This window comes from Providencia rettgeri (genome assembly GCF_001874625.1).
GTDB lineage: Bacteria > Pseudomonadota > Gammaproteobacteria > Enterobacterales > Enterobacteriaceae > Providencia > Providencia huashanensis.
The window spans coordinates 1,903,809-1,929,232 of sequence record NZ_CP017671.1; the positions used below are offsets into that span (position 1 = coordinate 1,903,809).

A 25,424-nucleotide genomic window follows, 5' to 3' on the forward strand; every position below is an offset into this window, starting at 1 on the left:
CACGATTTTCAGTGAGGAACTTAGATGAAAAAGTCATTTATATTTTGTTGTCTGCTTGCGACATCCTTATCAGGTTGCAGTAGCGCAGATAAGCCCATATTTGGGTGCGGAAATTATGTAAAAACATCCACAATTAGCATTGAATCGGGTTATGGCGGTACAGCCAATGACGTAATTGATAAGCGAATTGCCCGAAAAGCAGTAACAGCTACTTATCCTGCTGACTATACCTATCGTGAAAATTGGAAAGATACGAATAGGGGGGGAGCATCATTGCGACAACAAGGGTACAGGCACGTTATTGCATCACCATACGAGATCTACGACCAAGGCAAAAAGCATATTCCTGTGGACCGTAGCTTTCATACAGACCTATTAATAAGTAGTTTGGCTCGCAGTAGTTCATCGCACATATATGCCAAACCCGAATTACCATCGTTTTGCGGAGAAAATTCACGAAGCTATTTTCTGAAGGAAACACCTGAAAATAGAAATTCTCGAAATGAATATATTCGTATTAAAGAAAAATACTGTTCAGATCCGGAGCATAAATTAACTAATGAAGAATTGGCTATTTTGCAAAATGGAGAACCCGATTCTCTCAAAAACTACCGGATGAAAATCTATATTAATAACCAAAACGAACCATCACCTGCAATAAAGTAGAAAGGTATTTTTCATTATGAATAAATCATCAACGTATCAAAAATCAGTGATTGCGCTTTTAACTACAATGGTTGGCGTAGGAATAACCAGTACCTATTTAACCACAAGTGAGTTAAAGGAAACGAATGCACTATTGGCTTCGTCAATTACTATTCAAAATCATATAAAAACAGAAAGTGCGGGTGTAAATCAGTCTTTAAGCAAAATTTTGTCTCTGTCCGAAAATACTGAGCCGGTGCAACAGCCTGAAGCGCAACCTGAAGAACCAGATCTCAATCTTTCTCAGGTCCAGCTTGATTCCAACACACTAACGTATGGCAATGAAAACGCAAGATTTTCGCTTGTAACATATATGGATTTCCAATGTCCATATTGCCAACGTTTCGCGTCTACTCCTAAAACATTAGTTGATAAGGCGAACGGTGGCTTAGTCAATTGGAAATGGAAAAACAGCCCTCTACCATTCCACGAGCCGAATGCTACGGATTATGCCGTGAAAATGCTCTGCGCTGGCGCTCAAAACACTGACAATCACTGGAAGATCATTTCAATGTGGGGGAATCATGAAATTGATTTTGCTACCGCAGATATGGTCGGAATGTTTGAGTTAGACCCTGTTGCGTATAACACATGCCTTAAAACTGATTCTGTAAAGTTAACTTTAGATAAAGACAAGGCAGAAAGTCGAGCTCTTGGTGTTTCAGGCACTCCTACAACGGTAATAGTTGATAATAAAACAGGAGAAAAACGTGTGATAGAAGGTGCTGTACCAATGGATATGTTTGTAAACACCATCGAAGTCATGATGAAAAAATCACAATAAAACCAATTCGTTTTAGCAACCTTTCAAAAGATAAATATTAATTAGTAAATGTAAAATCCACGTTGATAGTAGTTTGCTGTCAATTTAATACTGTAAATATAGAAGGGTTAGATATGCAATTAGTAAAAACATGTGCCATGCCTAAAATTGATACCAAAAAACTGCTTTTCGTAGTTTTAGCTGTGTTGTGTGTAGCGGCATTGGCAGTTATGTTCGCCTATGGCAAAGGAACCGAACAGTCCGGTTTCAAAGAAGTATGGATGCAAATCACTGCATATATGCAGGGGTCATTAGGACGTGTGTTAGTGGGTCTGATTGTCGTTGTTGGTATTGCGGCGGCGGTTGTTCGTCAGTCGTTAATGACCTTTGCAGTGGCGGTTGGTGCGGCAATTGGTCTGTACTACGCACCGGATATCATCAACGGTATCATGACTTCATCAGTAGCAGTGACCACTGCACTGCCAGTTTTATAATTGGCAAATAAAATCTCGTTATACAGAAAGCCGTATTTATATACGGCTTTATTATTATAAATTTCGCTCCCTTAAGAATTTCATTACCCTCTAAAGTCGCTTCATTTCTATGATATTCTCCATTCCTGCGAATAGTAATGGATTGAAAGGTATGCCAAAAATCACTCTTTCTCAAGAACAAGAAGCAATTTTAGCCTCAGAAGAAAAGTATATTTGTTGTCAGGCTTATGCAGGTTCTGGAAAAACCTTCATATTGACTCAATTGGCAAAGCGTAATCCGGATAAACGTATTTTGTACTTAGCCTACAACAAAGGCATACAGACAGAAGCATCACAAAAATTTCCTTCTAATACCAAAGTGATCACCACTCATGCAATGGCATATCGGTATTTGAAGAATTTGAAATACAAAATGAAGTTTAATTTCAATGGATTCGATGTGGCAAGGCTACTAAACATTACATCTGTTCAATTGCAATTTCTCATAATCGAGACTTTAAATAAATTTTATAGGTCTGATGATTATTCCTTACATATACATCACGTTCCAACAGAGAACACAAGCAATGGTAAAAAACATGCTGAAAATGTTAGGAAAAGCGCATTAGAAAATTCAAAACTCATTTTTGAATTACAAGCTGACCCTAAAAATGACTTTCCTGCTCCCCCTGACTTTTACATAAAATATTTTCAGTTAGTCGCCCCTCCCCTACATACATGGTTCGACATCATTTTGTTTGATGAAGCACAGGATGCCAACTTAGTAACGAAGGCAATGCTTGATAAATGTGAATGTAAACGAATCTTTGTAGGTGATACGCACCAGATGATCAACCGCTGGCGTGGGGCAAATGATGCCCTAAATGCATCTGTACGTGATGGGGCTCAGATATTGCGTCTAACTACGTCATATCGGTTTGGACGATGTGTAGCTGCTATAGCTAATGCCATACTGATGCTAAAAGGTGAGACTGTAAGCCTTAAAACGACCGGTATTACCGATAGGCTCATAAGTAAAGCTGAAATCAAGAATATCTTCCCTAGAACTGTGATTTCACGCACCAATCTATCTGTGTTGATCAATGCAATTGACGCTGGAAGATGCGGTAAAAAAGTGTTCTTCGTAGGTGGTATTGATAGATATGCTTTAGACGATATTGCTGATTTTTACTATCTGTATATCGGCAATACGAAAATGATAAAGAGAAAAGCATTTTTATACGACTATCCCAATTGGGACCGCGTTGTAAGCGTTGCAGAAAATTCAGGCGACAATACATTGAAAAGGACGATACACCTAATTGAAAATGAGCCTGATATTCTAGAGCTGGTTGATAAAATTAAAGAAGTAGCTGTTATTAATTATAAAGAAGCTGATTTAACGCTTGTAACTGCACATTCATCTAAAGGGCTCGAATGGGAATATATTGAGATTGATGATGATTATGTTTCATTAGTTGAATATATTGAAAAAACACCAAAGGAAAGACAAAACCTTATATTTATTAATGATGAATTAAATTTATTATATGTAGCAGTAACAAGAGCTACGAAAGCCCTGTCAGTATCAATGTTGATAATGGAAATTATTTCGTTAATAAAGAAAAGGAAAAATAAAAATATTCCGATACCTATTGTTACTCCAGCAGAGCTATTTTTATTTATTAATCAAAAACATGTTGTTTGAAAGAATATATAAATGCCGATAATAGCCATCATTTATCCAATCCAAAAATAGTTGTATCGGCAAGGTGATTTTTAAAGCTAATGAAGTATAGTTATTATTCGGTAATTCTATCCTCACCAACTTTAAAATCCGGATTTGCTTCTAAAGAGAAGCGCCACAGCCCAAGAACGTTTCCTTTGTAATCTTCAGGGATTTTAACTGAAAAAACGTCAGGTTCCGCTCTAGAGGTAATAGCTGTTACTTCCTGTTCATATACGGTATGTTCATTGAATGCCTCAGTTATCATAGAACTTAGATTACCAAGTATTGAAAATCCATTTTTTTCAAAGTCCTCCATAGATTGGGGGGAAAATGAATAACGTACACTCTGTAACGTATTACTCTGAGTCATTACCGCTTCTGGTTCACCACACTCCCACTGACCGAATCTCATAAGATAGAAAGCTATATTTTTTTCATTGTGCTCAATAATTTCTTCTCCATCACAATACATTTTCACATCACCACAGACAAAATGAGCATAATTGTCATCATTGATAGAAATATCTTTTGTATTATCAGCTACTAGTTCGATGATAAGTGGAGGCTTTGTTGCAATCATGACATCGCCAAGCATTGCCATTTCACTATTTCCTAAAGAATGCAAAGCACATGTTTCATATTTTGTTTTGCGTTCAATAAATGAAGTTACCGGAAGTAAAGTCCATATTCTTAGACTACGATAGTATATTGCAAAAAAGAGAGGTATTTGGTTTATTTCACTGTATCGCTGAAGCTTTTCAACATAATTATTTGTAAGAAAATATGATGCTTTAGGGTTAGGTTGATTACAATTTTTCACTTCAACAAATATTTGTCTCCCATCTTTCAAAATGAGTCTGTAATCTGGTAACTCAATTTCGTCATCATCATAAATTACATCACCGGTATCTTCAGTTTTAATCAGTCTACAACCATGCAGACCAGCGACCACTTCACTAAAACAGGATTCCATACGCTTGCCGTGAAGTAAAATTGCATTTTCCTGTGATGCTTTGAGAGAGTCACGAAATACATGAAGAAATTTTTCAGTATCTTCTTGTGATCTAAGCTTAAAGCCATGTTCACGGCTGAATGCTGTAAATACCTCTAGTGCTTCGAATTTTTCAGGGTTCCGTTCTAGGCGTTTCATAGTTTTTCACTTATAGTAAGATACACAAAATACGATAAACATTAACTATCAGTTTGTATAGCTAAAAGCATTTCTAAATGATGTTTCACCAGAAATTTGATAATGACTCTATCATAACCGAGATATTGCTCGACTGATAAATTAGCAATGAATGCGGCTTCAGTCATTGTTATACCATTAGGGTTTTGTTCTAAACCTAAAATTCGCCTCATAGCCTCTGATTCAGCCCCTCTCATGAGAGTAAACACTTCATCAGAGCAACGATGTTCTGGAAGTAATTCCTTCGTGATTTTCAAGGGATTTACGCCACCATGATAATTTCCTGTTTTGTCTCTTTCGATAAGGTTAATTGCTTGGTTTCCGTCGCGAAAATCAATTAAAGGGTCTATGACGGTATGAGCCTTTGTCTCGATCCATGAGTATTGCAAAATGCTGTTTGTGTAAGCTAAATCCGTCTCCGGAGTTTGGACCAGTTCTTGCTTATAGATACCAATCACAGCCTCGCCCTCGATGTATCCCTCTTTTAATAATTGTCGGCATAAAAGATATGAATATGGGTACATCTGAATATCGTCAGCTATTGTTCTCAGACTCGTGTATTTTTCCATTTTGAATCCAAAAAAGCCCCAAAAAAGGGCTGTAAGGTAGTTTTGGGAGAGTTACCGATCATTTATTGGTGGTGTTCGCGTTTACTTTTTCATAATGAATAGAATCCGTTCTTTCATCGGGGTTTTTCGCGCTAAGTAATATAAATGTATAATTTTGTTTACCGTGAGTGATGAATAAGTCTGTGCCGCCCCACACTTCAGAACTTGGCTTTTTCGATAGGAGCAAAATATTATTTGGTAACAATTTGATATCGAAATGATCGTCATGGTCGGAGCCATTGATGAAGTAGTTGAGCTCTTTCACGGCTTCGGATTGTGTAGGTAGGAAAATTTTCACCGCAAAATTACGGTATAGATAGACTTTTGTTTGTGAATTTGGAGCGTATGGGATCGTTAATTGCTTCCCTACATAGTCGAGGTTTTGGTCATTTTCATGACGTTTGTTTCTTTCTTCCAACGCTGCATCGAATACGTTTTTAAAGTCTTGTTGCTGTGTTGGAGCCTGATTGCTGTAATATACGTCACTGAGTTCCTGCTCTACCGGTGCAGGCGGTTGACCTGTAAAGTCGGTACTTAATGCCTGAGTGTGTTCTACTACTGAAGTAGCAGCTTCGTTAACAGGCTCAAGCATTTCATTATTTTTTTGTTCGCTATCTGATGCTAGTTGTTTTTCTGTGTCGCCAGAATGTTCCTTTACTGCTTCTGAGAGCGTTTTAGCAACTTCAACTGTCACAGTGTCGGATTTAACTTCTAATGTAGGAGAATCGGTTTTAGCTACGTTCTCGGCATTGTTCGATTCTGGTTCTGCCTCTTTGGGATTGTTAAAAACAGGAATAGAGGTTTCAACGTCACTATAATAATTAACATCAATTTCTGTCGTGTCTGTTGCTGGCTTGAGTAAAAAAAATGCTGCTATTGCACCCGCTGAAACCGCAATTGCAATCACGGATTTTTTATTCAGAAGAAAACCAAGTCCTTTTTTACTTTCACTTTTTTTAGTATTGGAAGAAACATCCGTCATTTTGAGCCTCAATAATCTGCGTTACGTGTATCTGCTATATGTTATAGAATTACGCCCTACGAATAGGGCGCAAAGGTTCTAAAATCGTATTACTTTCTCAACAGAAATAATTTATTGGCTATCATTTTTCCGTCCATGAGTGTTAGACGGTCAGATGTTCTGTGACTGTATAGAATTGCATCGTTTGAAAATTTACCTGATGTGACTAGAAATACATGCTTAAATTCGGGTTCTGATTCAAGCACACCAACCATTTCACGAGCGATAGCAACACCTACATTGTCTGATTTCCAGTGTTTGCATTGAGCGAAAACCTTGATTCCATCACGTTCCATAATGATATCTTTCCCACCGTCTGGTCCATAATTAGTGACAGTAGCTCTGTACCCAAGGCTGTTGAATAACTCTCTTATAAATTCCTCAAATTCTCTCCACGATAGTTCGCGAATAAATTGCAATGCATCTTCATGATAGGTGGCGTTAAAAAGTACCTTTTTAAACATAGTTTGCTGTTTATAACGAAAGTAGACACTTGCAGAATAAGCCACGAGCAGAAATGCAACGCACGAACGTAATATATGGAAAATATAATATGAACAAACGGGAATATTCCTCAGAGAGAATAATTTATTCGCACTGCTTTTCCCAAAAATATCAGCATATGCTGTTTTAATATCACCCCATATTAGTTGTATGATTTTCGTTGTTATTACATGGTCATAACGAAGAAAAAATACCGTTATTGTTGTAACAGCAATTATCACTAATGCAACTTGAGGGTTTAATAGAGGGGCATTTCTTTTAATTCCCACTGAAGCCCATTCAGGTTTCTTTTTCTTGTGTAACCTCAATATTTTGCTGCTAGGTGATAACATATAAATAGCGAATAAAGGTATTACTAAAGTTAAAACTCTCGCAATAGAATCAAATCTAAGAAATACCAGAATGGTCATATAGAATATAAATGCAATATTCATATTAGTTACATAGGGATTTCGTTTCTTAAATCTACGCTTTCTTCTCATTACAACATTCCAATTTACTAAAATAGTAGCTCTGTCACAGTAAGTAAGGCTCCGTTCGGAGTGATATGTATTCCATCCTTTGTGCGAACTGTTGTCCCATCTATGGCATCCTTGTATGTTTCACCAAGAACCGTTCGCGTATCTACGGTGGTGATCCCCTCTATCTGCGAAGCCGTCATTATGGCGTGCCGAGTGTTATCTAATAGTCTGTTTTTGGTGGGGTCTTTAAGGGTTGGAGGAAGTAACCAGATCACATTTTGGTTTCTGGCTTTTATGGTTTGGATAAAATGCCGAACTTTAGAGGTGTACTTTTCTTTTTCTGATATTTGAACATGGTCGTTAGTACCGAGAATCACATAAACGGTATCGTATTTTTCAAAACTGAATTGCTCTGCGTATCTCTGCCAATCAAGGATCTTCTTTGTGGATAATCCGCTACCTACTTTGTATCGAGCATCAACAGCTTGGATTGTGCTGTACCCTTTAGCTATCTCATAGGTAAGTGAATCTCCTATAAAAACAGGTTTGCTGTATGACATAGAAGAAAATAAAAGGGAGCTGATTACTGAGATTTTATAAATATTCATTGCAACCCATATCAGTTATAAGCCAAATCTCACTACTTTGACTTGTGTTCTTTTTAAGCAATATCGAGCATGGTATAGATGCCATATCAATTTTTATTAATGTGTTGCCACTCCCCTTCACCTCATAGAGTTGCTTTATTTCGTTGGATTCAAGACCAGTAATCTCTCTTGCCAGTACATAGGTATCAGCTACTCTGTCGAAGCCACCAGAACTGACATGCTTATCTTGTGCGGCTTGCGTCACAAGATGCTCGTGTGTAGTGATCGCCCCTGTGGTAGAACCACAAGAGGACAAGAAAAAGCAAACTAATGCGATACAGCTTCTATTTATCCCCATCATTCCCCTCTGCCGTTTGAGCTTCAGAAATTACTTTTAAGCTATTCTCCCCTATATCAAAATCGCTTTTCATAAACTCAAGTGTAAAAGCCGTGGCTAAATACCGGCTTATCAAAAGTTCCTTTTTAACAAGCCCTCGCAAATGCCGTGGAGTTCCAACCGCATTTTCAAAAAACCGTGAATCCCATGAGTGATCCCTGTTATCGCCAAGAACAAAAACATATCCATCAGGGATTACCCATTGTGTATAAATTGGCTTAACGAATGGTTTACGGTTATCAATGACGTACTCATATTGTTGCGCATTACGTTCCTGAAGCGCCTGATAGGTACTCGTATGGTCATTATGAAGGTTTAGCTGCCCGATCATCCTTCCGTTGATCTGGACCGACTTATCATCGGTATAAGTGACAGTATCGCCAGCCAATCCGATAATGCGTTTTACATAAATGAATGAAGGGAATGCAGGAGCTCGGAAAATCACGATATCCCCACGCATCAATTGCTCTTTTTGCGCATCAACCGGCTTTGCAAAAATGAGATCACCAGCTTTCAATGTCGGTGCCATAGAGGATGTAGGGATAATGTAATAGTCCAATAGGTAGGATTTAACGGACCATACAATAAGTGAAATTATTACCAAACTGACAGTATAAAAACTAGGCTTACGTTTACGATATACGAGGTAAAGAATTCGTAGGATAAGTGCAATAATAAGGGTACTTATGAAGTTCATGACCTTCAGCCTTCAGAAATCAAAAAGGCAATGTACCCGTTATGTAGTATCTTTTTTCTTAGTAAACAGTCATAAAAGTATCACTTTCTATTTTGGTGGTGCATGGTTATGGCTCTCAAATATCCATAAAACCATAACATATTAAAGTGGCTACTTATTTTTAAAGGCAAAAAATAACATATAGTGTCACTGGAAAAAACAAGATGTCCTATCTTATTATTAACTGTTTTAAAGCTGATTGAATCAATATAATTTTTAGAGTGTTCAAAATAGATATGATAGCAATATACATAAATTGTAAGAAGAAAGAATGATGCGAATACCTTAGATAATTCAATTAACGGAATAGATTCAACAAAATCGCCTACTAATGCAATTAAAACAGTTAATATTAATACTGAAATATCAATTATATTTCTTTTTCGAATTAACATATATGCTGGATATACACAAATGACGGTTAAAAAAATGATCCGAATGAATGTAGTGTATTTATTCTTCATTAGACCACCATTCAGGAGCTGCTAATGAATCCTCTGAAACTTTCCAACCAAAGTTAATCAACATTTTCTTTATATTATAAGGTTTATCCATAAAATAACTCATGTGGGTTTTATTGTTCCTTGTGAGCTGCCCTGCCCTAACTGAAGTAATACCAATGTAGGTTGTTAAGTCTGACAGTGTATAACCCAAATACGTGATATCTGACAATTCGTCGATACACTTATTTTCATGAATAGTGTTTAGGATACCCTCTAATTCAGTTTTAACAAACATATACAATTGTCTGCTGTCACTACCGGTTATTTTTTCACTTTCATTGCAGTGGATATTATGGACATTCTCATTATCCTTGTTGTTTTCAAGCCACCAATTAGGCGCATGTAAATTATTGCTAGTAACAACCCATCCATGATTAATAAGAACAAGCGCATTATTAAATGTATACTTTGAAAGTTTCACTTCATTAACTTCAGACAAAAATATTTCTTGCTTGTCAATGCATTCCAAAATACCAAGATCCATTAACATTGTAGTTATAGATGATTGATTTCTATGTATCTTATCTGCGATTGAGCTTAGGTTCATCTTGTTTTGTATCATGGAGATAACTGTATGAATTTCTTCATTAACCCATACTGTTTCATTACGATTCAAATCGTTAGTGTTGCTCATAGGGAATTGATCATTACTTACCCACCACTTGGGGGCTTTAAGAGATTCCTCCCTGTTTGATAACTCATATATCCAACCAAGTTCTAATAATTTAGGAATAAATGATGAATGAGGAATGAGGTGATTTAAATTAGTATTCCTAGCCGTAGATATCTTATTATCCTTATAGTTTATTTCACACAACCCCATGTTCAATAATTTTGAGAGGACATCATTTACACTACGTCCGGTAAATCTGCATATCTTTTCGATGAAAAACGGCTCATTAATGGTTCCGAATAGTTTTGTTATTTCAGATAATGTCCATACCGTTAGATTTCGCATGTTTATTTCACTTGATGTAATTAAAATGGGAATAAACCGTAATTTTCACAGCCTAGTTCTTCTCTTGATTCTGTTGATATAATAATTTGTTTCAATTCGCTCAATAATTTTAATTGTTCAGTAATTACGTTCCTGTTTTCATTGTCAATAATATTTGTACTTGCAATTTCTTCAAATGCATCTTTCATATTGAAAATACTCATTCTTTCGATATTCACACAAGTATTAGATGCTAGATAATTAATTAACCAATTTAATTTTACTAATTTATAACAGTAAATAACACAAGTATGACCCACTCCAAATTCACCAGATAAAACATTTCTAGCGTGAAACACTAATTCTTCATATACTTTTAGAAATGCTAAACTTTGTGACGTTGCGCGGTGATTCGTTAATAGTTCATTTACTTTTTCAATATTCGAGGATAGATCATTTTCTTCAGGGAATGTGATTGTCACTGATTCTTGTTGCTGCCATTTTTGATTTTTATTATTAAGGTGTATTTCCACATACTTTTGTAACCATATGTATTTAGTTTCATTTGATGGTATGGATGTGTAAAATATAAAAAAAGGAACGTTAAATAATAATGCGTATTTTATTGTTTTAACAGGAAAACTTAGTTTTACAGTTTCATCAAATGAACTGACAGTTCCTTTAGATTGTACAAAAAAACAATCACCCGTTGGATTACTGTTTTCAAATATTTCAATCATGAAGTCTGTCCCATAGTCACGTTCATCAATTGAACGTAACACCCACTTATCGCTAGGTATCTGGTTATTAACAATTTTTTTTGCTTCTGTTTCGGTAATGTGCGTTTCAGATCTCATTTTTCCATCCTATCATTAGTATATAAGATTCCTTGCAGCAGCTTCTAAGCGTGTTACACCTCGTTTGTCATACCGCTGTGTGGTTGCTACGCTACTGTGCCCCATAGCCTCCCTGACAGTAAGTAGGTCCTCACCGAGTTCTAACAGCTTAGTAGCATAGGTTCGTCGGCAGTCATGGGGGGTAAATGAATCAGAGGCTGAATCTTTCACCAGTTTATCAATAATATACCGTAAACCATCGGTTGTTATTCTATCGCAAGTCACATCATCATTTTTACGTATGCGGGTAAAAACTGCACCGGTATGATCCCCTCTTACAGTTTCTATCCATAAACGAATACGACGGAGCGTGTCACTTGGCATGAAGTTAGTTCTTTCTTTGTTTCCTTTACCCATGATTTTAATGGAGTAATTATCAAAATTGATATCTTCCATATCCAATAAAGTGACTTCAGCACGGCGCAAACCACAGCCAAGCATTAATGATACAATCGCCGCATCACGTACCGAGACTGCGGTATTTAGGCTATCAAGGTGTTGATAAATAGCAGTTATTTCACTACTACTCAGTGAACGCCCTCGACCGATACGGTTCCCACGAATCCGGCGTATGCTTCTAATATCTTGATATGTATCACTGTCTATAATTCGTGATGCTCTGGCTTCTTCAGCCACCCCTTTAATAGCACTCAGAATTAGGTTTATACTATTAGGTGTCTTTTTCTCCAGTATTAATTTCTGAAGTACCAATTGAACGGCATCTCGATCTATGATTGACCAATCGAAAGTAAACGGGTCCATAGCACGAAACAATTTAACCACTGACACTAGGCAGGAGCGCATTGTCTTTTGGCTTTGTTTGGAACGCAGCCGTAGCAAGTAGCTGGTTGCTGGATTGTTGGTGTTTTTCGTCATGTTATTTACATCAACAATTTCTGTTACGTTGTCACGTAAAATTAACTCTCCCATCGGTGCCTCCTTGGTGCTGAAAATCGGTGTGAAAATTGTGGTGAATTCTGGTGCATCAAATAGCATCACTAACCATAAATCATAAAATAAAAAAAGTTACTACATTAAACGTATATTTAACCGAGTAAAGGGTAGCACAGGTATTTATCATCGAATAGCTAAAATACAGGTATTTGTACGCATTAAAAGGCTTGCAATCTTTAAACTGTTGTATAATGGAATTACGTAGTAAGTTCTTAAAAATAATAATGATTTTTACATTACTAATTACCTAAATGTTTCGGAGAGGGATAATGTCAGCGATAAATGACTTGGGCTTTGGTTTGGTTTGGTTTGGTTATTACATTTTGGATCTGTCTAGCATTTGTCATGTTATTAGTTTACATATTCAAATCCGATTTGAATAAGAAAGCCGTGAAAGATGGAAAGCGATATAGCCAATTAAAGATTTACCGAACCATCGAGCGAGATTACAAAATTCTCTACGTGCTAGGTGATGAAAGTTACAGTATTGAAGTAGATAAGGATTATTACGATGCGGCTATTGATAAATATAATCAGTCTATTAAGTAATATTTTTTGTAAATTTCTTTATTAATCAATGAGGTTGATATGAATTTAAAAAAACTAGAAATGGTGGTCAGTCTTGCATTTTCGGTAATGATTTTTGTTTTATTTGGTATGTTTCTATTTGAAGGTTCAATTCGATTAAATGGATTTTTCTTTGTTGTATTATATATTCTTGCTGGTGCAAATATATTTTTGATTACCTATAATCGTAATGGACCAGTCAGTAAAATTATTGCTTATTCAATTGCTATAATTCTTTTGCTAATACTTATTTTTGCCTTGATATTTGTTCTTTAAATTTCAACAAATTTATCATAGTAAAGTATTAGTGTTTTTTCTCCTGTTTGTAGTAGGGGTCTGAGGTCCAACCATGCGAAAAACCACGTTAAGAAAGCAACCTTCTGAAAAGGCGACGTTTATCAGTTTTTTTTCCGGCCATAAAGGGGGCGGAAATTATTCCCTGCACGGGTATTCGCAAGGATTTCGGTAGTGCTCTGGCTCTGCCCCCCATAACCTGGCGGACAGAGCATGATTGGGAAAGCGGTACCCTCACGGCAGAAACGATTGACGCAGGCTATATTTCTATTATTCTGGAAATATAGATAAAGGAGGTATTATGGATTTAAACACTGCTGCAAACGCACTTCGAGAACTGGGCCACCCGACACGTCTCAGCATATACCGGGAGCTGGTCAGGGCGGGTCATGAAGGCCTGCCGGTTGGCGAACTGCAGAAGCACCTTGAGATTCCTGCCTCCACGCTCAGCCATCATCTTTCAGCGCTGATATCCGCTGGACGGCACTGTTGCAAATAGTCGGTGGTGATAAACTTATCATCCCCTTTTGCTGATGGAGCTGCACATGAACCCATTCAAAGGCCGGCATTTTCAGCGTGACATCATTCTGTGGGCCGTACGCTGGTACTGCAAATACGGCATCAGTTACCGTGAGCTGCAGGAGATGCTGGCTGAACGCGGAGTGAATGTCGATCACTCCACGATTTACCGCTGGGTTCAGCGTTATGCGCCTGAAATGGAAAAACGGCTGCGCTGGTACTGGCGTAACCCTTCCGATCTTTGCCCGTGGCACATGGATGAAACCTACGTGAAGGTCAATGGCCGCTGGGCGTATCTGTACCGGGCCGTCGACAGCCGGGGCCGCACTGTCGATTTTTATCTCTCCTCCCGTCGTAACAGCAAAGCTGCATACCGGTTTCTGGGTAAAATCCTCAACAACGTGAAGAAGTGGCAGATCCCGCGATTCATCAACACGGATAAAGCGCCCGCCTATGGTCGCGCGCTTGCTCTGCTCAAACGCGAAGGCCGGTGCCCGTCTGACGTTGAACACCGACAGATTAAGTACCGGAACAACGTGATTGAATGCGATCATGGCAAACTGAAACGGATAATCGGCGCCACGCTGGGATTTAAATCCATGAAGACGGCTTACGCCACCATCAAAGGTATTGAGGTGATGCGTGCACTACGCAAAGGCCAGGCCTCAGCATTTTATTATGGTGATCCCCTGGGCGAAATGCGCCTGGTAAGCAGAGTTTTTGAAATGTAAGGCCTTTGAATAAGACAAAAGGCTGCCTCATCGCTAACTTTGCAACAGTGCCCGCCGATGCGCTCAAGCCGTGGATTGCGCGGCGTGAACGCTGGCCGTCCTTTCTGATCCGGCGCGATCCGCGCGACATCAGCCGTATCTGGGTCCTGGAACCGGAGGGACAGCATTACCTGGAAATTCCCTACCGTACCTTGTCGCATCCGGCTGTCACCCTCTGGGAACAACGGCAGGCGCTGGCGAAACTGCGGCAGCAAGGGCGCGAACAGGTGGATGAGTCGGCGCTGTTCCGCATGATCGGCCAGATGCGTGAGATTGTGACCAGCGCGCAGAAGGCCACACGCAAGGCGCGGCGTGACGCGGATCGCCGCCAGCACCTCAAGACATCAGCTCGGCCGGACAAGCCCGTTCCGCCGGATACGGATATTGCCGACCCGCAGGCAGACAACTTGCCACCCGCCAAACCGTTCGACCAGATTGAGGAGTGGTAGCCGTGGACGAATATCCCATCATCGACCTGTCCCACCTGCTGCCGGCGGCCCAGGGCTTGGCCCGTCTTCCGGCGGACGAGCGCATCCAGCGCCTTCGCGCCGACCGCTGGATCGGCTATCCGCGCGCAGTCGAGGCGCTGAACCGGCTGGAAGCCCTTTATGCGTGGCCAAACAAGCAACGCATGCCCAACCTGCTGCTGGTTGGCCCGACCAACAATGGCAAGTCGATGATCGTCGAGAAGTTCCGCCGCACCCACCCGGCCAGCTCCGACGCCGACCAGGAGCACATCCCGGTGTTGGTCGTGCAGATGCCGTCCGAGCCGTCCGTGATCCGCTTCTACGTCGCGCTGCTCGCCGCGATGGGCGCGCCGCTGCGCCCACGCCCACGGTTGCCGGAAATGGAGCAACTGGCTCTGGCACTGCTGCGCAAGGTCGGCGTGCGCATGCTGGTGATCGACGAGCTGCACAACGTGCTGGCCGGCAACAGCGTCAACCGCCGGGAATTCCTCAACCTGCTGCGCTTCCTCGGCAACGAACTGCGCATCCCGTTGGTTGGGGTAGGCACGCGCGACGCCTACCTAGCCATCCGCTCCGATGACCAGTTGGAAAATCGCTTCGAGCCGATGATGCTGCCGGTATGGGAGGCCAACGACGATTGCTGCTCACTGCTGGCCAGCTTCGCCGCTTCGCTCCCGCTGCGCCGGCCTTCCCCAATTGCCACGCTGGACATGGCTCGCTACCTGCTCACACGCAGCGAGGGCACCATAGGGGAACTGGCGCACTTGCTGATGGCGGCGGCCATCGTCGCCGTGGAGAGCGGCGAGGAAGCGATCAACCATCGCACACTCAGCATGGCCTGTTGAGTTGCATCTAAAATTGACCCACTTAGGGTAAAGATTTGCGTCGAAATTTGACCCACGTATGACACTGTTTCCCGTCTGGATATGGCGGGAGAAATCAAGGAGTGATAAACGTGGCGATATTGAGCGCAATTCGACGCTGGCATTTTCGCGATGGTGCGTCGATTCGGGAAATAGCCCGACGAAGCGGCCTGTCCAGGAACACCGTTCGCAAGTATTTGCAAAGCAAGGTGGTTGAACCGCAGTACCCAGCGCGAGACAGCGTTGGCAAGTTAAGGAAGGTGCGATTTAATCAGTCATGACGATCCAGAGCCTGGATATCCTCCTTACGCGGCAAAGTAAGCACCCCAGTTTGGACAATATTTAATCTCCCCCATCAACTCAGGGTAAGCAAAATGTCACTGCTCCACTGATATTACAATGATTTTCACGACATCCCCGCCAGTTGTCCCGCCCGCACCAAATTGCACATTGCAAACAGCATTGAAAGCCGGTTGTGGTTCTTCATCAGTCCCCGTAATCGTGTTTTGCTGAAACCAAACTGGCACTTCAGTATCCGGAAAGGATGCTCAACCTTTGCCCTAATACCTGCTTTCACATATTCATCATGCAGCGCCTGCTTATTCAGCCGGGGATGCTGTCTGAGCTTTTTTACGGCATGAGGACCTTTGGCAATAAACCACTCTTTAACCCGATGTGTCAGAGAGTCCCGTTTTTCTGCCCCGCGATATCCGGCATCGGCGAAGACAATTGCTACCGGCTCCGTAATCAGGCTATCCGCCGCATTCAGGTCATGCACATTTGCCGCCGTGGTCACTACTTTTTCCGTCAAGCCTGTGGCCGCATCAACAGCAATATGAGCTTTCATACCAAAGTACCACTGATTTCCCTTGCGGGTCTGATGCATTTCAGGATCCCGTTGACCGGCTTTATTTTTTACGGAACAGGGAGCGGAAATAATGGTCGCATCGATAATGATGCCCTGACGTAACATCAGTCCGGCCTGCTTCAGTTTCTGGTTAATCAGTGCCAGTATCTGTTCTCCTGCATGATGTTTCTCCAGAAAATGGCGGAAATTCATGATGGTTGTGCGATCTGGCACCGTGTCACAGATCCCCGCAAATTGACGGAACGGCAGGACATCATGCAGGGCGTCTTCAGCCGCTCCGTCACTGAGGTCAAACCAGAGTTGCAGGCAGTGGATACGGAGCATAAGCACCAGGGGGAAAGGCCGTCGGCCGCGACGGGATGACGGATAGACGTGAAGCAGCTTATCAGCAATATCCTGCCACGGCACCAGAACATTCATACGGTCAAGAAAACGGGATTTACGGGAGGAATAGCTGGAAATGGCAGGCATTGTAAACAGCTCATGATAAAGAAAGCTTTATGTTCTCACATATGACGATTAAATCGCACCTTCCTTAGCAGATCGTCTTACTTTATTTATAACATCAAAAAATAAAACTAAAATATATACCTGTTCAGCTTAACTTATTATATACCTTCCTGATGAAGCCGGACGATATGTTTATACTGAACAGAAAGAATGCCAACCAGAATATTATCTTCTGTTATACATGGCGGTTTATTTATTGTTTAATTAAACATATTCAGGCATATTTCTATACCATCATGATGTTTTCACTGGTGTTACTACTGGTATTAATACTAATGTTAATACTACAGGTGCTTTTACAGCATTCTGGTATTGTTTAAAACGACTGTCGCAGCAGTCTTTCTGGTGTTGTAAATACTATTATTGTAAGTGCTATTACTATAAATACTATTGATACGTATGATCTTTAGGATTTGAATAGGTGCTTCATTCGTGATCTAATTGATTTTGCGAATAAAATAGAACGCCCAGAGGGCTAAAACGAATGAAGCAAAATCAAATTACCGCATTTTCAACCATTTTTGAAGCCCTGTTTTCAGAGCAACAATTAAATTCACTTGGTGTTCAAACTCACATGATTGAACGCTTTCGCCTGATCACTCCCGCAAAACTTTGCCTGGCATTTGTGTGTGCCCTGGGAAGTGGAAATGCCCGCACAATCGCTGATATACATCGTTACTTTAACCACTTGCATTCGATGTCAGTACGCCTTAAACCATTCCATAATCAGTTAGTTAAGCTCGGAACTCCTGAATTTATGCGTCAAGTGTTTGAGCAGGCGCTGGCACTTCATTTGCCAGCCATGCACACCTTTTCGGACGCCTATCGGGGGCATTTCAAGCAGGTACTGTTGCAGGATGGCACCAGTTTCGCTGTTCATGACGGCCTCAGCCTGCATTTCCCCGGGCGATTCAGTACACACTCTCCTGCGGCAGTGGAGCTTCACGTGACCTATGACCTTGAAAAAGCCCAGCCTGTCCGCGTTTCTCTGAGCGAAGATACTGCATCTGAACGCGACTATCTCCCCGTAGCTCAAAGTCTACGTGGTTGTTTGCTCATGGCCGATGCAGGTTATTTTTCAAAAGCTTACATTGAATCGCTCCAAAACGAAGCGGCCAGCTTTGTGCTTCGGATGCCCGCTTCGGTGAATCCAATGGCGACTTGCAACCAAACAGGACTCTGTCAGCCGCTACGCAGCTGGCTGGCCGTATTGCCTAAGCATGGCGAATTGGATTTGGATGTGCAGTGGCCAGATGGTCCGGTGTACCGTTGTGTTTTGTTTGCTTCCACTGACCATAAAGACAAACCGGTTTGTCTGTGTACAAATTTGGACCGGCACACATTCCCAGCCGCAACAGTGGGCGAATGGTATCGTCTGCGCTGGCAGATAGAACTCTTGTTCAAAGAATGGAAATCGTTGAATAGTTTGAATAAATTTAATACGGAATACTCAACGATAGCCGAAACGTTGATTTGGGGAAGTCTGCTGGCGGCAACGCTCAAGCGTTGGTTAATCAACGGAGCACAGCAAAAATATCGGCGAGTGTTGTCCATGTTCAGCGGGGCCAAAACAGCCAATCAGTGGTGGCTTCCCTTTTGTATAAAATGGGCTTGTTCAGGGATAACTGAAATTGCTGCGGAATTGGGTAAGGTTTTTGCGTTTCTCGCGGAACATTGCCAGAGGGTAAATGTAAAGCGAGATCAAAAATCAGGGGCTTTTAAAGTGTTGGAAATCACATATGAATCATGATGTTAGTTCGCTAAAGACATACGTATGAAATACTATTATTGTTATAACTGCATCTGGTGTTGTTACTAACTTATTACTGTTATTGTTACTGCTTTCTTTATTACTATTGCTGTTCGTCTTTGCTTGTTTTTTCTTATTAAGGATATTACCAAACTACGGGAGCATTATCGTACAGTGATCCTGAACCATTCTGAAACGAGATTACACATCACGACGAAAAGATAAAAAAAAGCCACCATTCCTTCCGGATACAGTGGCTTAAATAAAGTATTAATTAACTTATTTCAGTATGTTATCACACATCATCTGAAGTGTATTAATAAACCTGGCTGCATGAAAGCCATCACAAACGGCATGATGTACCTGTACAGAAACAGGTAATAATACGCGGTTATCTTCCTGCTGAAACTTCGCCATAGTAAACACCGGAGCAAAATAATCATCATTACCGGTGATATTCAGGTTAAATCCGTCAAAACTCACCCAGGGTAATGATGATATATTCAGGTGGTTCTCTGGTAACGCTCCCTGCGGGAACAATGCAGTATTATGCTGATATTCTGCCATCACCGCATTATAGCCCGCCATAAATTCACTGATATCCGGACAATAACGGCAGAAGAGCGCAGAAAATGTTTCAGTCTCTTTATGAAAAACAGTAAATACAGGATCGGTCTGATCCCAGTAAATCAGTGCATTATCTTTCATTGCCATCCGGAACTCCGGAAACTGATTAACAACCCGGGAGATCAGATAAATCATCACCGGATAAAATTTATAATCCGTTTCCGCCAGTGCGGTACGCAAAGCTGTAATATCGAGTTTTGTGGTCAGGCTGAATCCGCATTTTATCTGCTGACGATAAAGAGCAAAATGTTCTCTGCGGTTCCAGGTGTTCAGATCAATTCTGGTAAAATTCATGTTTATTCCTTCTGATTAATAGCGAAAAATATTAATAATCAGAAGGCAGTCTGGTTGTCTCAATGGGCAGCATCCCGTCCTCCGTAAGCCGCTTGGTACAGAATAATGATATCAGATTCGCTTAAGATGTATTAAGGAAGGTGCGATTTAATCGTCATATGTGAGAACATAAAGCTTTCTTTATCATGAGCTGTTTACAATGCCTGCCATTTCCAGCTATTCCTCCCGTAAATCCCGTTTTCTTGACCGTATGAATGTTCTGGTGCCGTGGCAGGATATTGCTGATAAGCTGCTTCACGTCTATCCGTCATCCCGTCGCGGCCGACGGCCTTTCCCCCTGGTGCTTATGCTCCGTATCCACTGCCTGCAACTCTGGTTTGACCTCAGTGACGGAGCGGCTGAAGACGCCCTGCATGATGTCCTGCCGTTCCGTCAATTTGCGGGGATCTGTGACACGGTGCCAGATCGCACAACCATCATGAATTTCCGCCATTTTCTGGAGAAACATCATGCAGGAGAACAGATACTGGCACTGATTAACCAGAAACTGAAGCAGGCCGGACTGATGTTACGTCAGGGCATCATTATCGATGCGACCATTATTTCCGCTCCCTGTTCCGTAAAAAATAAAGCCGGTCAACGGGATCCTGAAATGCATCAGACCCGCAAGGGAAATCAGTGGTACTTTGGTATGAAAGCTCATATTGCTGTTGATGCGGCCACAGGCTTGACGGAAAAAGTAGTGACCACGGCGGCAAATGTGCATGACCTGAATGCGGCGGATAGCCTGATTACGGAGCCGGTAGCAATTGTCTTCGCCGATGCCGGATATCGCGGGGCAGAAAAACGGGACTCTCTGACACATCGGGTTAAAGAGTGGTTTATTGCCAAAGGTCCTCATGCCGTAAAAAAGCTCAGACAGCATCCCCGGCTGAATAAGCAGGCGCTGCATGATGAATATGTGAAAGCAGGTATTAGGGCAAAGGTTGAGCATCCTTTCCGGATACTGAAGTGCCAGTTTGGTTTCAGCAAAACACGATTACGGGGACTGATGAAGAACCACAACCGGCTTTCAATGCTGTTTGCAATGTGCAATTTGGTGCGGGCGGGACAACTGGCGGGGATGTCGTGAAAATCATTGTAATATCAGTGGAGCAGTGACATTTTGCTTACCCTGAGTTGATGGGGGAGATTAAATATTGTCCAAACTGGGGTGCTTACTTTGCCGCGTAAGGAGGATATCCAGGCTCTGGATCGTCATGACTGATTAAATCGCACCTTCCCTAAAACAATGCGGCCTACCCGCGCTTTACCGGAACGATCCACGGCAATTAAATCTCCATCGTGAATACCTTCATCGACAAGGCTATCACCGGAAACACGCCACCAAAATGTGGCGCTCGGATGCGGTACGATCCAAGCAATAGGGTCAATTTCATCCTCTAAATCATCACTGGCCGGTGATGGGAAACCAGCAGGAACGACAATTGAGGATAAAATAACGGTTTGGCCTTCATAGGCAACTGAAACAGGGCTTAAAATCATTGAATTACCATTTGCTACACTACAAGAACATATAATGAACAAAGGTTAATTTCAATCTGCCTTCTGGCGGCAGTTTTTAAGCTGTGTTGTTCTCGTCAAATTTCCAACTTGGCCGCGATGTTTGTCATTTCTTCAGCTTCAGGCAGATATGAAAAATTGCCGGTTCCAAGTAAGAACCACGCCGGATTCACATTGTATTCGATCACAAGCGAGCGCAAAACTTTCATAGGTATCTCGCGCTTAGCGTGTTCATAAGCACTATAAGCACTTTGTGATACTAAAATGCTATCAGCAAAGGGTTGTTGTCGCTTGCCGGACTTCTTGCGAACTTCTTTCAAGCGGTCTGCGATTTCATTTATTTCATTCATACAGCCAACCTTTACCAGCTCAACACAAGCGATAAACAACACATCATTTCATAAGCCCTAGGGTCAGGACCCATTGATTTGAACTGACGGCTGTGATTCAGATGGGCGTATAGGAGCCCGACTGATGAGTAATTTGTTTTGGCTGACGGACGAGCAAATGGCTCGTCTTCAGCCCTATTTCCCCAAGAGCCATGGCCGCCAGCGCGTTGATGATCGACGCGTTCTGAGCGGCATCATCTTCGTCAACCGCAACGGGCTGCGTTGGCGTGATGCGCCGAAGGAATATGGCCCGGCGAAGACGCTTTATAACCGCTGGAAACGCTGGGGCGACAAGGGCGTATTTATCCAGATGATGGAAGGTCTGGCCGTGCCTGAAGCCGCAGAGCACAAGACCATCATGATCGATGCGACCTATCTCAAGGCCCACCGCACGGCTTCCAGCTTGCGGGTAAAAAAGGGGGCGCGGGCCGCCTGATTGGACGCACGAAAGGCGGCATGAACACCAAGCTTCATGCCGTAACGGATGCGAGTGGTCGCCCGATCAGCTTCTTCATAACGGCAGGCCAGGTCAGCGATTACACCGGTGCTGCCGCCTTGCTTGATGAACTTCCCAAGGCCAAATGGTTGCTGGCCGACCGTGGCTATGATGCCGACTGGTATCGTGACGCTTTACAGGCGAAGGGGATCACTCCCTGCATTCCAGGTCGAAAATCCCGCAAGAAGACCATCAAATACGACAAACGCCGCTACAAACGGCGCAACCGGATCGAGATCATGTTCGGGCGTCTCAAAGACTGGCGGCGTGTCGCTACGCGTTACGACCGGTGCCCAATGGCCTTTCTCTCCGCCATCGCTCTCGCTGCGACCGTTATCTTCTGGCTATGAGCAATGAGTCCTGACCCTAGCGCATATCAAGCCAGAGGAGCCTGAGGTACTTGGTCTTTTAGCCCTCATGGAACTCCAGTGCTCTCGGCTGCTTGCCCGACAAGATCGTCAAGGCTTGCCAGTGCCGCTCGATCGTCAGGATCGTGGCTTGTGGGATCGATTGCTCATACGTCGAGGTCTGGAGATAGTTGAGCGAGCATGCCGCATGTCGTCTCCCACTGGATGGTATCTTCTGCAAGCGTTGATTTCTGCTTGTCACGCGCGGGCTGCGAGCTTTCGAGACACCAATTGGCGAGAGATACTGGCGAGATATGACGCGCTCTTCCTGTTGAGCCCTACATACGTAGTTGCCCTCAATCGAGCAGTCGCTGTGTCGTGGGCCATGAACCCCGCTGCAGGGATGGCGGTCCTTAAGGCGATTGAGGACGAGTGGGACGTGGAGACCTACCCGCTTTTTCACGCGACGCGGGCGGATTTCCTTTCGCGTCTTGGTTTCCAAGACCAAGCTGCGGCAGCCTATCAGGCTGCGGCCGTACTCAGCACCAACCTACCTCAAAAGTTGTTCTTGGTCACGCGCGCTGAGGAATGCCTGGCAGGGTCTCGGACAGATGTTGGATAACATCAGTCGATTGACGGTGATTGCGCGCACGTGGACGCGCATCATGACAGGTATGACGAGCCTTTGAACGTCCGCTGGCTGTGCCGGCGCCATCATATCCGGCTGCACTTCTACGGTGAGGACATGTTTCCTATGTGCAGGCCGCATCACGTATGAACGGCGGCTCTCCGGTTATGCCTCAACGCCGCTGAAAGCGTCGCGCGGTCAGTCAGCCATGACGATCATACCTTATTCAGATCATGCGATCGGCGCCCTGCCATCAGGAGGATGAAATGCGTAAAGATCAGATCCCGGATTTCGTTGATGAGATCTTCGCCACCGGCTGCCCAATCACCGCAGTAGGACAAGATTGCTATGTTTTGCAGAGAGCGATCTGCTGGCAGAAGACTTCGACCGTGTTGGTGAGGTGGTCGATAAAATCTGCCAGCGATAAGGAAAGCGTGACCATCTGTTGCTGACATCAGAGGTGGCTCGGTTTGTCTGAACAGTTTTGGGCGTTTTGCTAAGTGGATTTCCGCCTTGATTATGCCGCCACCATCATTGGTGCCAGCGCGTTGAAGTAGGCCTGATCCGGCGTCTGCCGGTCAAGGGATGAATGTGGACGTCGGCTATTGTAGAAGGCGAGATAGCGGCCGATGCCAGCGCGAGCCTCGGATACGGTCTTGTAGGCGTGGAGATAGACCTCTTCGTATTTGATCGACCGCCAGAGCCGCTCGACGAAGACGTTGTCGCGCCACGCGCCCTTGCCATCCATCGAGATGGCGATCTCCGCCTTCTTCAGCACGGCTGTGAAGTCGATGGAGGTGAACTGCGAACCCTGATCGGTGTTGAATATTTCAGGCTTTCCATAGCGGGCCAGCGCGTCCTCGACCGCTTCGATGCAGAAGTCCGCCTCCATCGTGATCGACAGCCGCCAGGACAGAACCCGCCGGCTAAACCAGTCCACGACGGCGCAGAGATAGACGAATCCCCGCGCCATCGGCACATACGTTATGTCCATTGCCCAGACCTGGTTGGGCCGGGTGACCGCCAGCTTGCGCAGGAGATAAGGATAGATTTTGTGACCTGGCGCTGGTTTGGAGGTGTTCGGGCGACGGTAGATTGCCTCGATGCCCATCTTCTTCATCAGCGTGGCGACGTGCAACCGCCCGACCTCGGTCCCTTCACCCCTCAAAAGCCCTTGCAACATCCGACTTCCGGCGAACGGATAGTCGAGGTGCAGTTCGTCGATCCGCCGCATCAGGTCCAGATCGCCGTCGGACACTTGACGTGGAGAATAGTAGACACTGCCACGGCTGAAGCCGAGAAGCCTGGCCTGACGTGCGACCGACAGTTTGTGTGTTCGGTCGATCATTTCTTTCCGCCCAGCAATCCCGCTTTGCCGAGCGCTCCGGCTAAAAAATCATTCTCCAATGTCAGTTCGCCTATTTTGGCGTGCAGCGTTTTGACATCGACGGTTGGACCTGCCGGTTCCGCCTTCGCTTCATCGCCGAAAACGCCTGTCGCCCCATCAAGGAGCTGGTCTTTCCACTGTTTGATCTGGTTGGCATGCACGTCGAACTGCTGGGACAATTCCACCAGCGTCTGCTCACCTCGGATCGCGGCGAGCGCCACTTTTGCCTTGAAAGCCGGGCTGTGGTTCCGGCGCGGTCGTCTTGTCATGGTATCTCCTGTTCCCGGCATCTAAGCCGAAGTCAGGCAGAAATTCCACTTATCACCGCTGTGCAGATTTCCCGAGCCACCTCTGATAGTCCGGGTGCACGAGCGTCATTGGGATGATGATGTCCTGCGAGTAATTCCTGCGAATCTCGCTGACCGCAGCGATCGTAAGTCCCCTCCACAAGGGGAGATCCTGATAGTCTCCGCTCGCTGGTATGGGGACCGTTTCTTTCACCACGAACCCGATTTCCTCAGGGTCAAAGATCAGCGATTTCGGACGCCGATCGCGCAGCCGCTCAGCGAGAGTCGTCTTTCCGGCGCCGAAAGGTCCGTTGATCCAGATTATCATTGTCGAC

The 25,424-nt window shown here is 43.5% G+C and carries 29 protein-coding genes and 3 pseudogenes; 16 read left to right on the plus strand and 16 right to left on the minus strand.

The annotated features are described in order from the left end of the window. Nucleotides 1-24 precede the first annotated feature (24 nt). The 4 genes from RB151_RS08560 (at nucleotide 25) to RB151_RS08575 (ending at nucleotide 3,649) form a co-directional block, all read left to right on the plus strand. Nucleotides 25-666, plus strand: coding sequence for a hypothetical protein (locus tag RB151_RS08560; protein ID WP_048607622.1), 642 nt, complete (start codon nucleotides 25-27; stop codon nucleotides 664-666). A gap of 16 nt (nucleotides 667-682) precedes the next feature. Continuing rightward, the gene (locus tag RB151_RS08565; protein WP_071547983.1) at nucleotides 683-1,489 is read left to right on the plus strand and encodes a DsbA family protein; all 807 of its coding nucleotides are present in this window, start codon (nucleotides 683-685) and stop codon (nucleotides 1,487-1,489) included. 62 nt (nucleotides 1,490-1,551) lie between these two features. Further along, nucleotides 1,552-1,962, plus strand: coding sequence for a TraA family conjugative transfer protein (gene traA, locus RB151_RS08570; RefSeq protein WP_230683873.1), 411 nt, complete (start codon nucleotides 1,552-1,554; stop codon nucleotides 1,960-1,962). Nucleotides 1,963-2,113: 151 nt separating this feature from the next. Beyond that, nucleotides 2,114-3,649, plus strand: coding sequence for a UvrD-helicase domain-containing protein (locus RB151_RS08575; RefSeq protein ID WP_048607625.1), 1,536 nt, complete (start codon nucleotides 2,114-2,116; stop codon nucleotides 3,647-3,649). Nucleotides 3,650-3,743: 94 nt separating this feature from the next. Here the strand turns inward: RB151_RS08575 and RB151_RS08580 are convergent, their stop codons facing one another. The 10 genes from RB151_RS08580 to RB151_RS08630 form a co-directional block, all read right to left on the minus strand. Next, entirely contained in the window at nucleotides 3,744-4,820 is a 1,077-nt protein-coding gene (locus RB151_RS08580) for a hypothetical protein (RefSeq protein WP_176489328.1), read from the minus strand. A 41-nt stretch (nucleotides 4,821-4,861) separates the two neighbouring features. Further along, nucleotides 4,862-5,428 carry a hypothetical protein gene (locus tag RB151_RS08585; RefSeq protein ID WP_048607627.1) on the minus strand — a complete coding sequence of 189 codons (567 nt, stop codon included), beginning with the start codon at nucleotides 5,426-5,428 and terminating at the stop codon, nucleotides 4,862-4,864. A gap of 58 nt (nucleotides 5,429-5,486) precedes the next feature. Then, nucleotides 5,487-6,449 (minus strand): hypothetical protein, encoded by a 963-nt coding sequence (locus RB151_RS08590; protein ID WP_048607629.1) that lies wholly within the window; start codon nucleotides 6,447-6,449, stop codon nucleotides 5,487-5,489. An 89-nt stretch (nucleotides 6,450-6,538) separates the two neighbouring features. Next, nucleotides 6,539-7,474: a restriction endonuclease gene (locus RB151_RS08595; RefSeq protein ID WP_071547984.1), complete on the minus strand. Its 936-nt coding sequence runs from the start codon at nucleotides 7,472-7,474 to the stop codon at nucleotides 6,539-6,541. Nucleotides 7,475-7,491: 17 nt separating this feature from the next. After that, nucleotides 7,492-8,013 (minus strand): GDSL-type esterase/lipase family protein, encoded by a 522-nt coding sequence (locus RB151_RS08600; protein WP_048607698.1) that lies wholly within the window; start codon nucleotides 8,011-8,013, stop codon nucleotides 7,492-7,494. Between the two features lie 34 nt (nucleotides 8,014-8,047). Then, a complete protein-coding gene (locus tag RB151_RS08605) occupies nucleotides 8,048-8,401 on the minus strand; it encodes a hypothetical protein (RefSeq protein ID WP_135017213.1) in 354 nt (117 codons plus the stop codon). Further along, nucleotides 8,385-9,134 carry a signal peptidase I gene (lepB, locus tag RB151_RS08610; RefSeq protein ID WP_071547986.1) on the minus strand — a complete coding sequence of 250 codons (750 nt, stop codon included), beginning with the start codon at nucleotides 9,132-9,134 and terminating at the stop codon, nucleotides 8,385-8,387. Before lepB ends, RB151_RS08605 begins: the two co-directional genes overlap by 17 nt. Nucleotides 9,135-9,626: 492 nt before the next feature. Continuing rightward, complete coding sequence (locus RB151_RS08620; RefSeq protein ID WP_071547988.1) at nucleotides 9,627-10,634, minus strand: hypothetical protein; 1,008 nt, start codon at nucleotides 10,632-10,634, stop codon at nucleotides 9,627-9,629. 20 nt (nucleotides 10,635-10,654) lie between these two features. After that, nucleotides 10,655-11,470, minus strand: a complete 816-nt coding sequence (locus RB151_RS08625) for a DUF4365 domain-containing protein (RefSeq protein WP_071547989.1) — start codon at nucleotides 11,468-11,470, stop codon at nucleotides 10,655-10,657. Between the two features lie 15 nt (nucleotides 11,471-11,485). Continuing rightward, on the minus strand, nucleotides 11,486-12,439 hold the full coding sequence (locus RB151_RS08630; RefSeq protein ID WP_048821757.1) for a tyrosine-type recombinase/integrase: 954 nt from the start codon (nucleotides 12,437-12,439) through the stop codon (nucleotides 11,486-11,488). A 306-nt stretch (nucleotides 12,440-12,745) separates the two neighbouring features. On the opposite strand from RB151_RS08630, the gene RB151_RS08635 reads away from it, so the two are divergent. From RB151_RS08635 to RB151_RS08670, 7 genes and pseudogenes are all read left to right on the plus strand, one after another. Further along, a complete protein-coding gene (locus tag RB151_RS08635; RefSeq protein ID WP_071547990.1) occupies nucleotides 12,746-13,012 on the plus strand; it encodes a hypothetical protein in 267 nt (88 codons plus the stop codon). Nucleotides 13,013-13,051: 39 nt separating this feature from the next. Then, on the plus strand, nucleotides 13,052-13,306 hold the full coding sequence (locus RB151_RS08640) for a hypothetical protein (RefSeq protein ID WP_071547991.1): 255 nt from the start codon (nucleotides 13,052-13,054) through the stop codon (nucleotides 13,304-13,306). A 319-nt stretch (nucleotides 13,307-13,625) separates the two neighbouring features. Next, a pseudogene (locus tag RB151_RS08645) lies at nucleotides 13,626-13,805 on the plus strand (ArsR/SmtB family transcription factor); the annotation flags it as partial. 64 nt (nucleotides 13,806-13,869) lie between these two features. Beyond that, a complete protein-coding gene (locus RB151_RS08650) occupies nucleotides 13,870-14,574 on the plus strand; it encodes an IS6-like element IS26 family transposase (RefSeq protein WP_001067855.1) in 705 nt (234 codons plus the stop codon). Between the two features lie 53 nt (nucleotides 14,575-14,627). Continuing rightward, a pseudogene (locus RB151_RS08660) lies at nucleotides 14,628-15,062 on the plus strand (Mu transposase C-terminal domain-containing protein); the annotation flags it as partial. A 2-nt stretch (nucleotides 15,063-15,064) separates the two neighbouring features. Beyond that, on the plus strand, nucleotides 15,065-15,925 hold the full coding sequence (locus tag RB151_RS08665; RefSeq protein WP_000344784.1) for a TniB family NTP-binding protein: 861 nt from the start codon (nucleotides 15,065-15,067) through the stop codon (nucleotides 15,923-15,925). Nucleotides 15,926-16,026: 101 nt separating this feature from the next. Then, nucleotides 16,027-16,197: pseudogene (locus RB151_RS08670) on the plus strand (winged helix-turn-helix transcriptional regulator); the annotation flags it as partial. A gap of 152 nt (nucleotides 16,198-16,349) precedes the next feature. On the opposite strand, the gene RB151_RS08675 reads toward RB151_RS08670, so the two are convergent. After that, a complete protein-coding gene (locus tag RB151_RS08675) occupies nucleotides 16,350-17,282 on the minus strand; it encodes an IS5-like element ISKpn13 family transposase (protein WP_004235553.1) in 933 nt (310 codons plus the stop codon). A 523-nt stretch (nucleotides 17,283-17,805) separates the two neighbouring features. Between RB151_RS08675 and RB151_RS08680 the strand changes: the two genes are divergently transcribed. Next, a complete protein-coding gene (locus RB151_RS08680) occupies nucleotides 17,806-19,071 on the plus strand; it encodes an IS4-like element ISPa12 family transposase (RefSeq protein ID WP_000812657.1) in 1,266 nt (421 codons plus the stop codon). Between the two features lie 279 nt (nucleotides 19,072-19,350). On the opposite strand, the gene RB151_RS08685 is transcribed toward RB151_RS08680, so the two are convergent. Continuing rightward, a complete protein-coding gene (locus RB151_RS08685) occupies nucleotides 19,351-19,992 on the minus strand; it encodes a type A-2 chloramphenicol O-acetyltransferase CatII (RefSeq protein ID WP_011751353.1) in 642 nt (213 codons plus the stop codon). Nucleotides 19,993-20,191: 199 nt separating this feature from the next. Here RB151_RS08685 and RB151_RS08690 point away from each other — a divergent pair, with 199 nt between their 5' ends. Continuing rightward, nucleotides 20,192-21,124, plus strand: coding sequence for an IS5-like element ISKpn13 family transposase (locus RB151_RS08690; protein WP_004235553.1), 933 nt, complete (start codon nucleotides 20,192-20,194; stop codon nucleotides 21,122-21,124). Nucleotides 21,125-21,249: 125 nt separating this feature from the next. Here RB151_RS08690 and RB151_RS08695 read toward each other — a convergent pair whose 3' ends face one another. Beyond that, nucleotides 21,250-21,537: a LexA family protein gene (locus RB151_RS08695; RefSeq protein ID WP_122037036.1), complete on the minus strand. Its 288-nt coding sequence runs from the start codon at nucleotides 21,535-21,537 to the stop codon at nucleotides 21,250-21,252. 95 nt (nucleotides 21,538-21,632) lie between these two features. After that, entirely contained in the window at nucleotides 21,633-21,905 is a 273-nt protein-coding gene (locus RB151_RS08700; protein ID WP_004197545.1) for a helix-turn-helix domain-containing protein, read from the minus strand. 124 nt (nucleotides 21,906-22,029) lie between these two features. Between RB151_RS08700 and RB151_RS22925 the strand changes: the two genes are divergently transcribed. From RB151_RS22925 to RB151_RS08720, 3 genes are all read left to right on the plus strand, one after another. Continuing rightward, nucleotides 22,030-22,790, plus strand: a protein-coding gene (locus RB151_RS22925) for an IS5-like element ISKpn12 family transposase (protein ID WP_085947932.1) whose coding sequence is annotated in 2 segments (ribosomal slippage) — nucleotides 22,030-22,354 and nucleotides 22,354-22,790 — 762 coding nt in all. Because the reading frame shifts where the segments join, the coding sequence is not laid out codon by codon here. A 67-nt stretch (nucleotides 22,791-22,857) separates the two neighbouring features. Further along, the gene (locus tag RB151_RS24280; RefSeq protein ID WP_002063129.1) at nucleotides 22,858-23,409 is read left to right on the plus strand and encodes a DUF6596 domain-containing protein; all 552 of its coding nucleotides are present in this window, start codon (nucleotides 22,858-22,860) and stop codon (nucleotides 23,407-23,409) included. Nucleotides 23,410-23,681: 272 nt separating this feature from the next. After that, the gene (locus RB151_RS08720) at nucleotides 23,682-23,867 is read left to right on the plus strand and encodes a hypothetical protein (RefSeq protein ID WP_004197549.1); all 186 of its coding nucleotides are present in this window, start codon (nucleotides 23,682-23,684) and stop codon (nucleotides 23,865-23,867) included. A gap of 65 nt (nucleotides 23,868-23,932) precedes the next feature. Here RB151_RS08720 and RB151_RS08725 read toward each other — a convergent pair. Together RB151_RS08725 and RB151_RS08735 are read right to left on the minus strand one after the other, a co-directional pair. Then, nucleotides 23,933-25,071, minus strand: a protein-coding gene (locus RB151_RS08725; protein ID WP_162832797.1) for an IS3-like element ISKpn11 family transposase whose coding sequence is annotated in 2 segments (ribosomal slippage) — nucleotides 23,933-24,804 and nucleotides 24,804-25,071 — 1,140 coding nt in all. Because the reading frame shifts where the segments join, the coding sequence is not laid out codon by codon here. 52 nt (nucleotides 25,072-25,123) lie between these two features. Continuing rightward, nucleotides 25,124-25,417, minus strand: coding sequence for an AAA family ATPase (locus RB151_RS08735; protein WP_000587836.1), 294 nt, complete (start codon nucleotides 25,415-25,417; stop codon nucleotides 25,124-25,126). Between the last annotated feature and the right edge of the window lie 7 nt (nucleotides 25,418-25,424).

What these genes read in the sequence shown, in the direction of transcription:
- RB151_RS08560 (WP_048607622.1), top strand. Translation starts at nt 25, where the DNA reads ATGAAAAAGTCATTTATATTTTGTTGTCTGCTTGCGACATCCTTATCA.
- RB151_RS08565 (WP_071547983.1), top strand. Translation starts at nt 683, where the DNA reads ATGAATAAATCATCAACGTATCAAAAATCAGTGATTGCGCTTTTAACT.
- RB151_RS08575 (WP_048607625.1), top strand. Translation starts at nt 2,114, where the DNA reads ATGCCAAAAATCACTCTTTCTCAAGAACAAGAAGCAATTTTAGCCTCA.
- RB151_RS08580 (WP_176489328.1), bottom strand. Translation starts at nt 4,820, where the DNA reads ATGAAACGCCTAGAACGGAACCCTGAAAAATTCGAAGCACTAGAGGTA.
- RB151_RS08585 (WP_048607627.1), bottom strand. Translation starts at nt 5,428, where the DNA reads ATGGAAAAATACACGAGTCTGAGAACAATAGCTGACGATATTCAGATG.
- RB151_RS08590 (WP_048607629.1), bottom strand. Translation starts at nt 6,449, where the DNA reads ATGACGGATGTTTCTTCCAATACTAAAAAAAGTGAAAGTAAAAAAGGA.
- RB151_RS08595 (WP_071547984.1), bottom strand. Translation starts at nt 7,474, where the DNA reads ATGAGAAGAAAGCGTAGATTTAAGAAACGAAATCCCTATGTAACTAAT.
- RB151_RS08600 (WP_048607698.1), bottom strand. Translation starts at nt 8,013, where the DNA reads ATGTCATACAGCAAACCTGTTTTTATAGGAGATTCACTTACCTATGAG.
- RB151_RS08605 (WP_135017213.1), bottom strand. Translation starts at nt 8,401, where the DNA reads ATGATGGGGATAAATAGAAGCTGTATCGCATTAGTTTGCTTTTTCTTG.
- lepB (WP_071547986.1), bottom strand. Translation starts at nt 9,134, where the DNA reads ATGAACTTCATAAGTACCCTTATTATTGCACTTATCCTACGAATTCTT.
- RB151_RS08620 (WP_071547988.1), bottom strand. Translation starts at nt 10,634, where the DNA reads ATGCGAAATCTAACGGTATGGACATTATCTGAAATAACAAAACTATTC.
- RB151_RS08625 (WP_071547989.1), bottom strand. Translation starts at nt 11,470, where the DNA reads ATGAGATCTGAAACGCACATTACCGAAACAGAAGCAAAAAAAATTGTT.
- RB151_RS08630 (WP_048821757.1), bottom strand. Translation starts at nt 12,439, where the DNA reads ATGGGAGAGTTAATTTTACGTGACAACGTAACAGAAATTGTTGATGTA.
- RB151_RS08635 (WP_071547990.1), top strand. Translation starts at nt 12,746, where the DNA reads ATGACTTGGGCTTTGGTTTGGTTTGGTTTGGTTATTACATTTTGGATC.
- RB151_RS08640 (WP_071547991.1), top strand. Translation starts at nt 13,052, where the DNA reads ATGAATTTAAAAAAACTAGAAATGGTGGTCAGTCTTGCATTTTCGGTA.
- RB151_RS08650 (WP_001067855.1), top strand. Translation starts at nt 13,870, where the DNA reads ATGAACCCATTCAAAGGCCGGCATTTTCAGCGTGACATCATTCTGTGG.
- RB151_RS08675 (WP_004235553.1), bottom strand. Translation starts at nt 17,282, where the DNA reads ATGCCTGCCATTTCCAGCTATTCCTCCCGTAAATCCCGTTTTCTTGAC.
- RB151_RS08680 (WP_000812657.1), top strand. Translation starts at nt 17,806, where the DNA reads ATGAAGCAAAATCAAATTACCGCATTTTCAACCATTTTTGAAGCCCTG.
- RB151_RS08685 (WP_011751353.1), bottom strand. Translation starts at nt 19,992, where the DNA reads ATGAATTTTACCAGAATTGATCTGAACACCTGGAACCGCAGAGAACAT.
- RB151_RS08690 (WP_004235553.1), top strand. Translation starts at nt 20,192, where the DNA reads ATGCCTGCCATTTCCAGCTATTCCTCCCGTAAATCCCGTTTTCTTGAC.
- RB151_RS08695 (WP_122037036.1), bottom strand. Translation starts at nt 21,537, where the DNA reads ATGATTTTAAGCCCTGTTTCAGTTGCCTATGAAGGCCAAACCGTTATT.
- RB151_RS08700 (WP_004197545.1), bottom strand. Translation starts at nt 21,905, where the DNA reads ATGAATGAAATAAATGAAATCGCAGACCGCTTGAAAGAAGTTCGCAAG.
- RB151_RS24280 (WP_002063129.1), top strand. Translation starts at nt 22,858, where the DNA reads ATGGAACTCCAGTGCTCTCGGCTGCTTGCCCGACAAGATCGTCAAGGC.
- RB151_RS08720 (WP_004197549.1), top strand. Translation starts at nt 23,682, where the DNA reads ATGCGTAAAGATCAGATCCCGGATTTCGTTGATGAGATCTTCGCCACC.
- RB151_RS08735 (WP_000587836.1), bottom strand. Translation starts at nt 25,417, where the DNA reads ATGATAATCTGGATCAACGGACCTTTCGGCGCCGGAAAGACGACTCTC.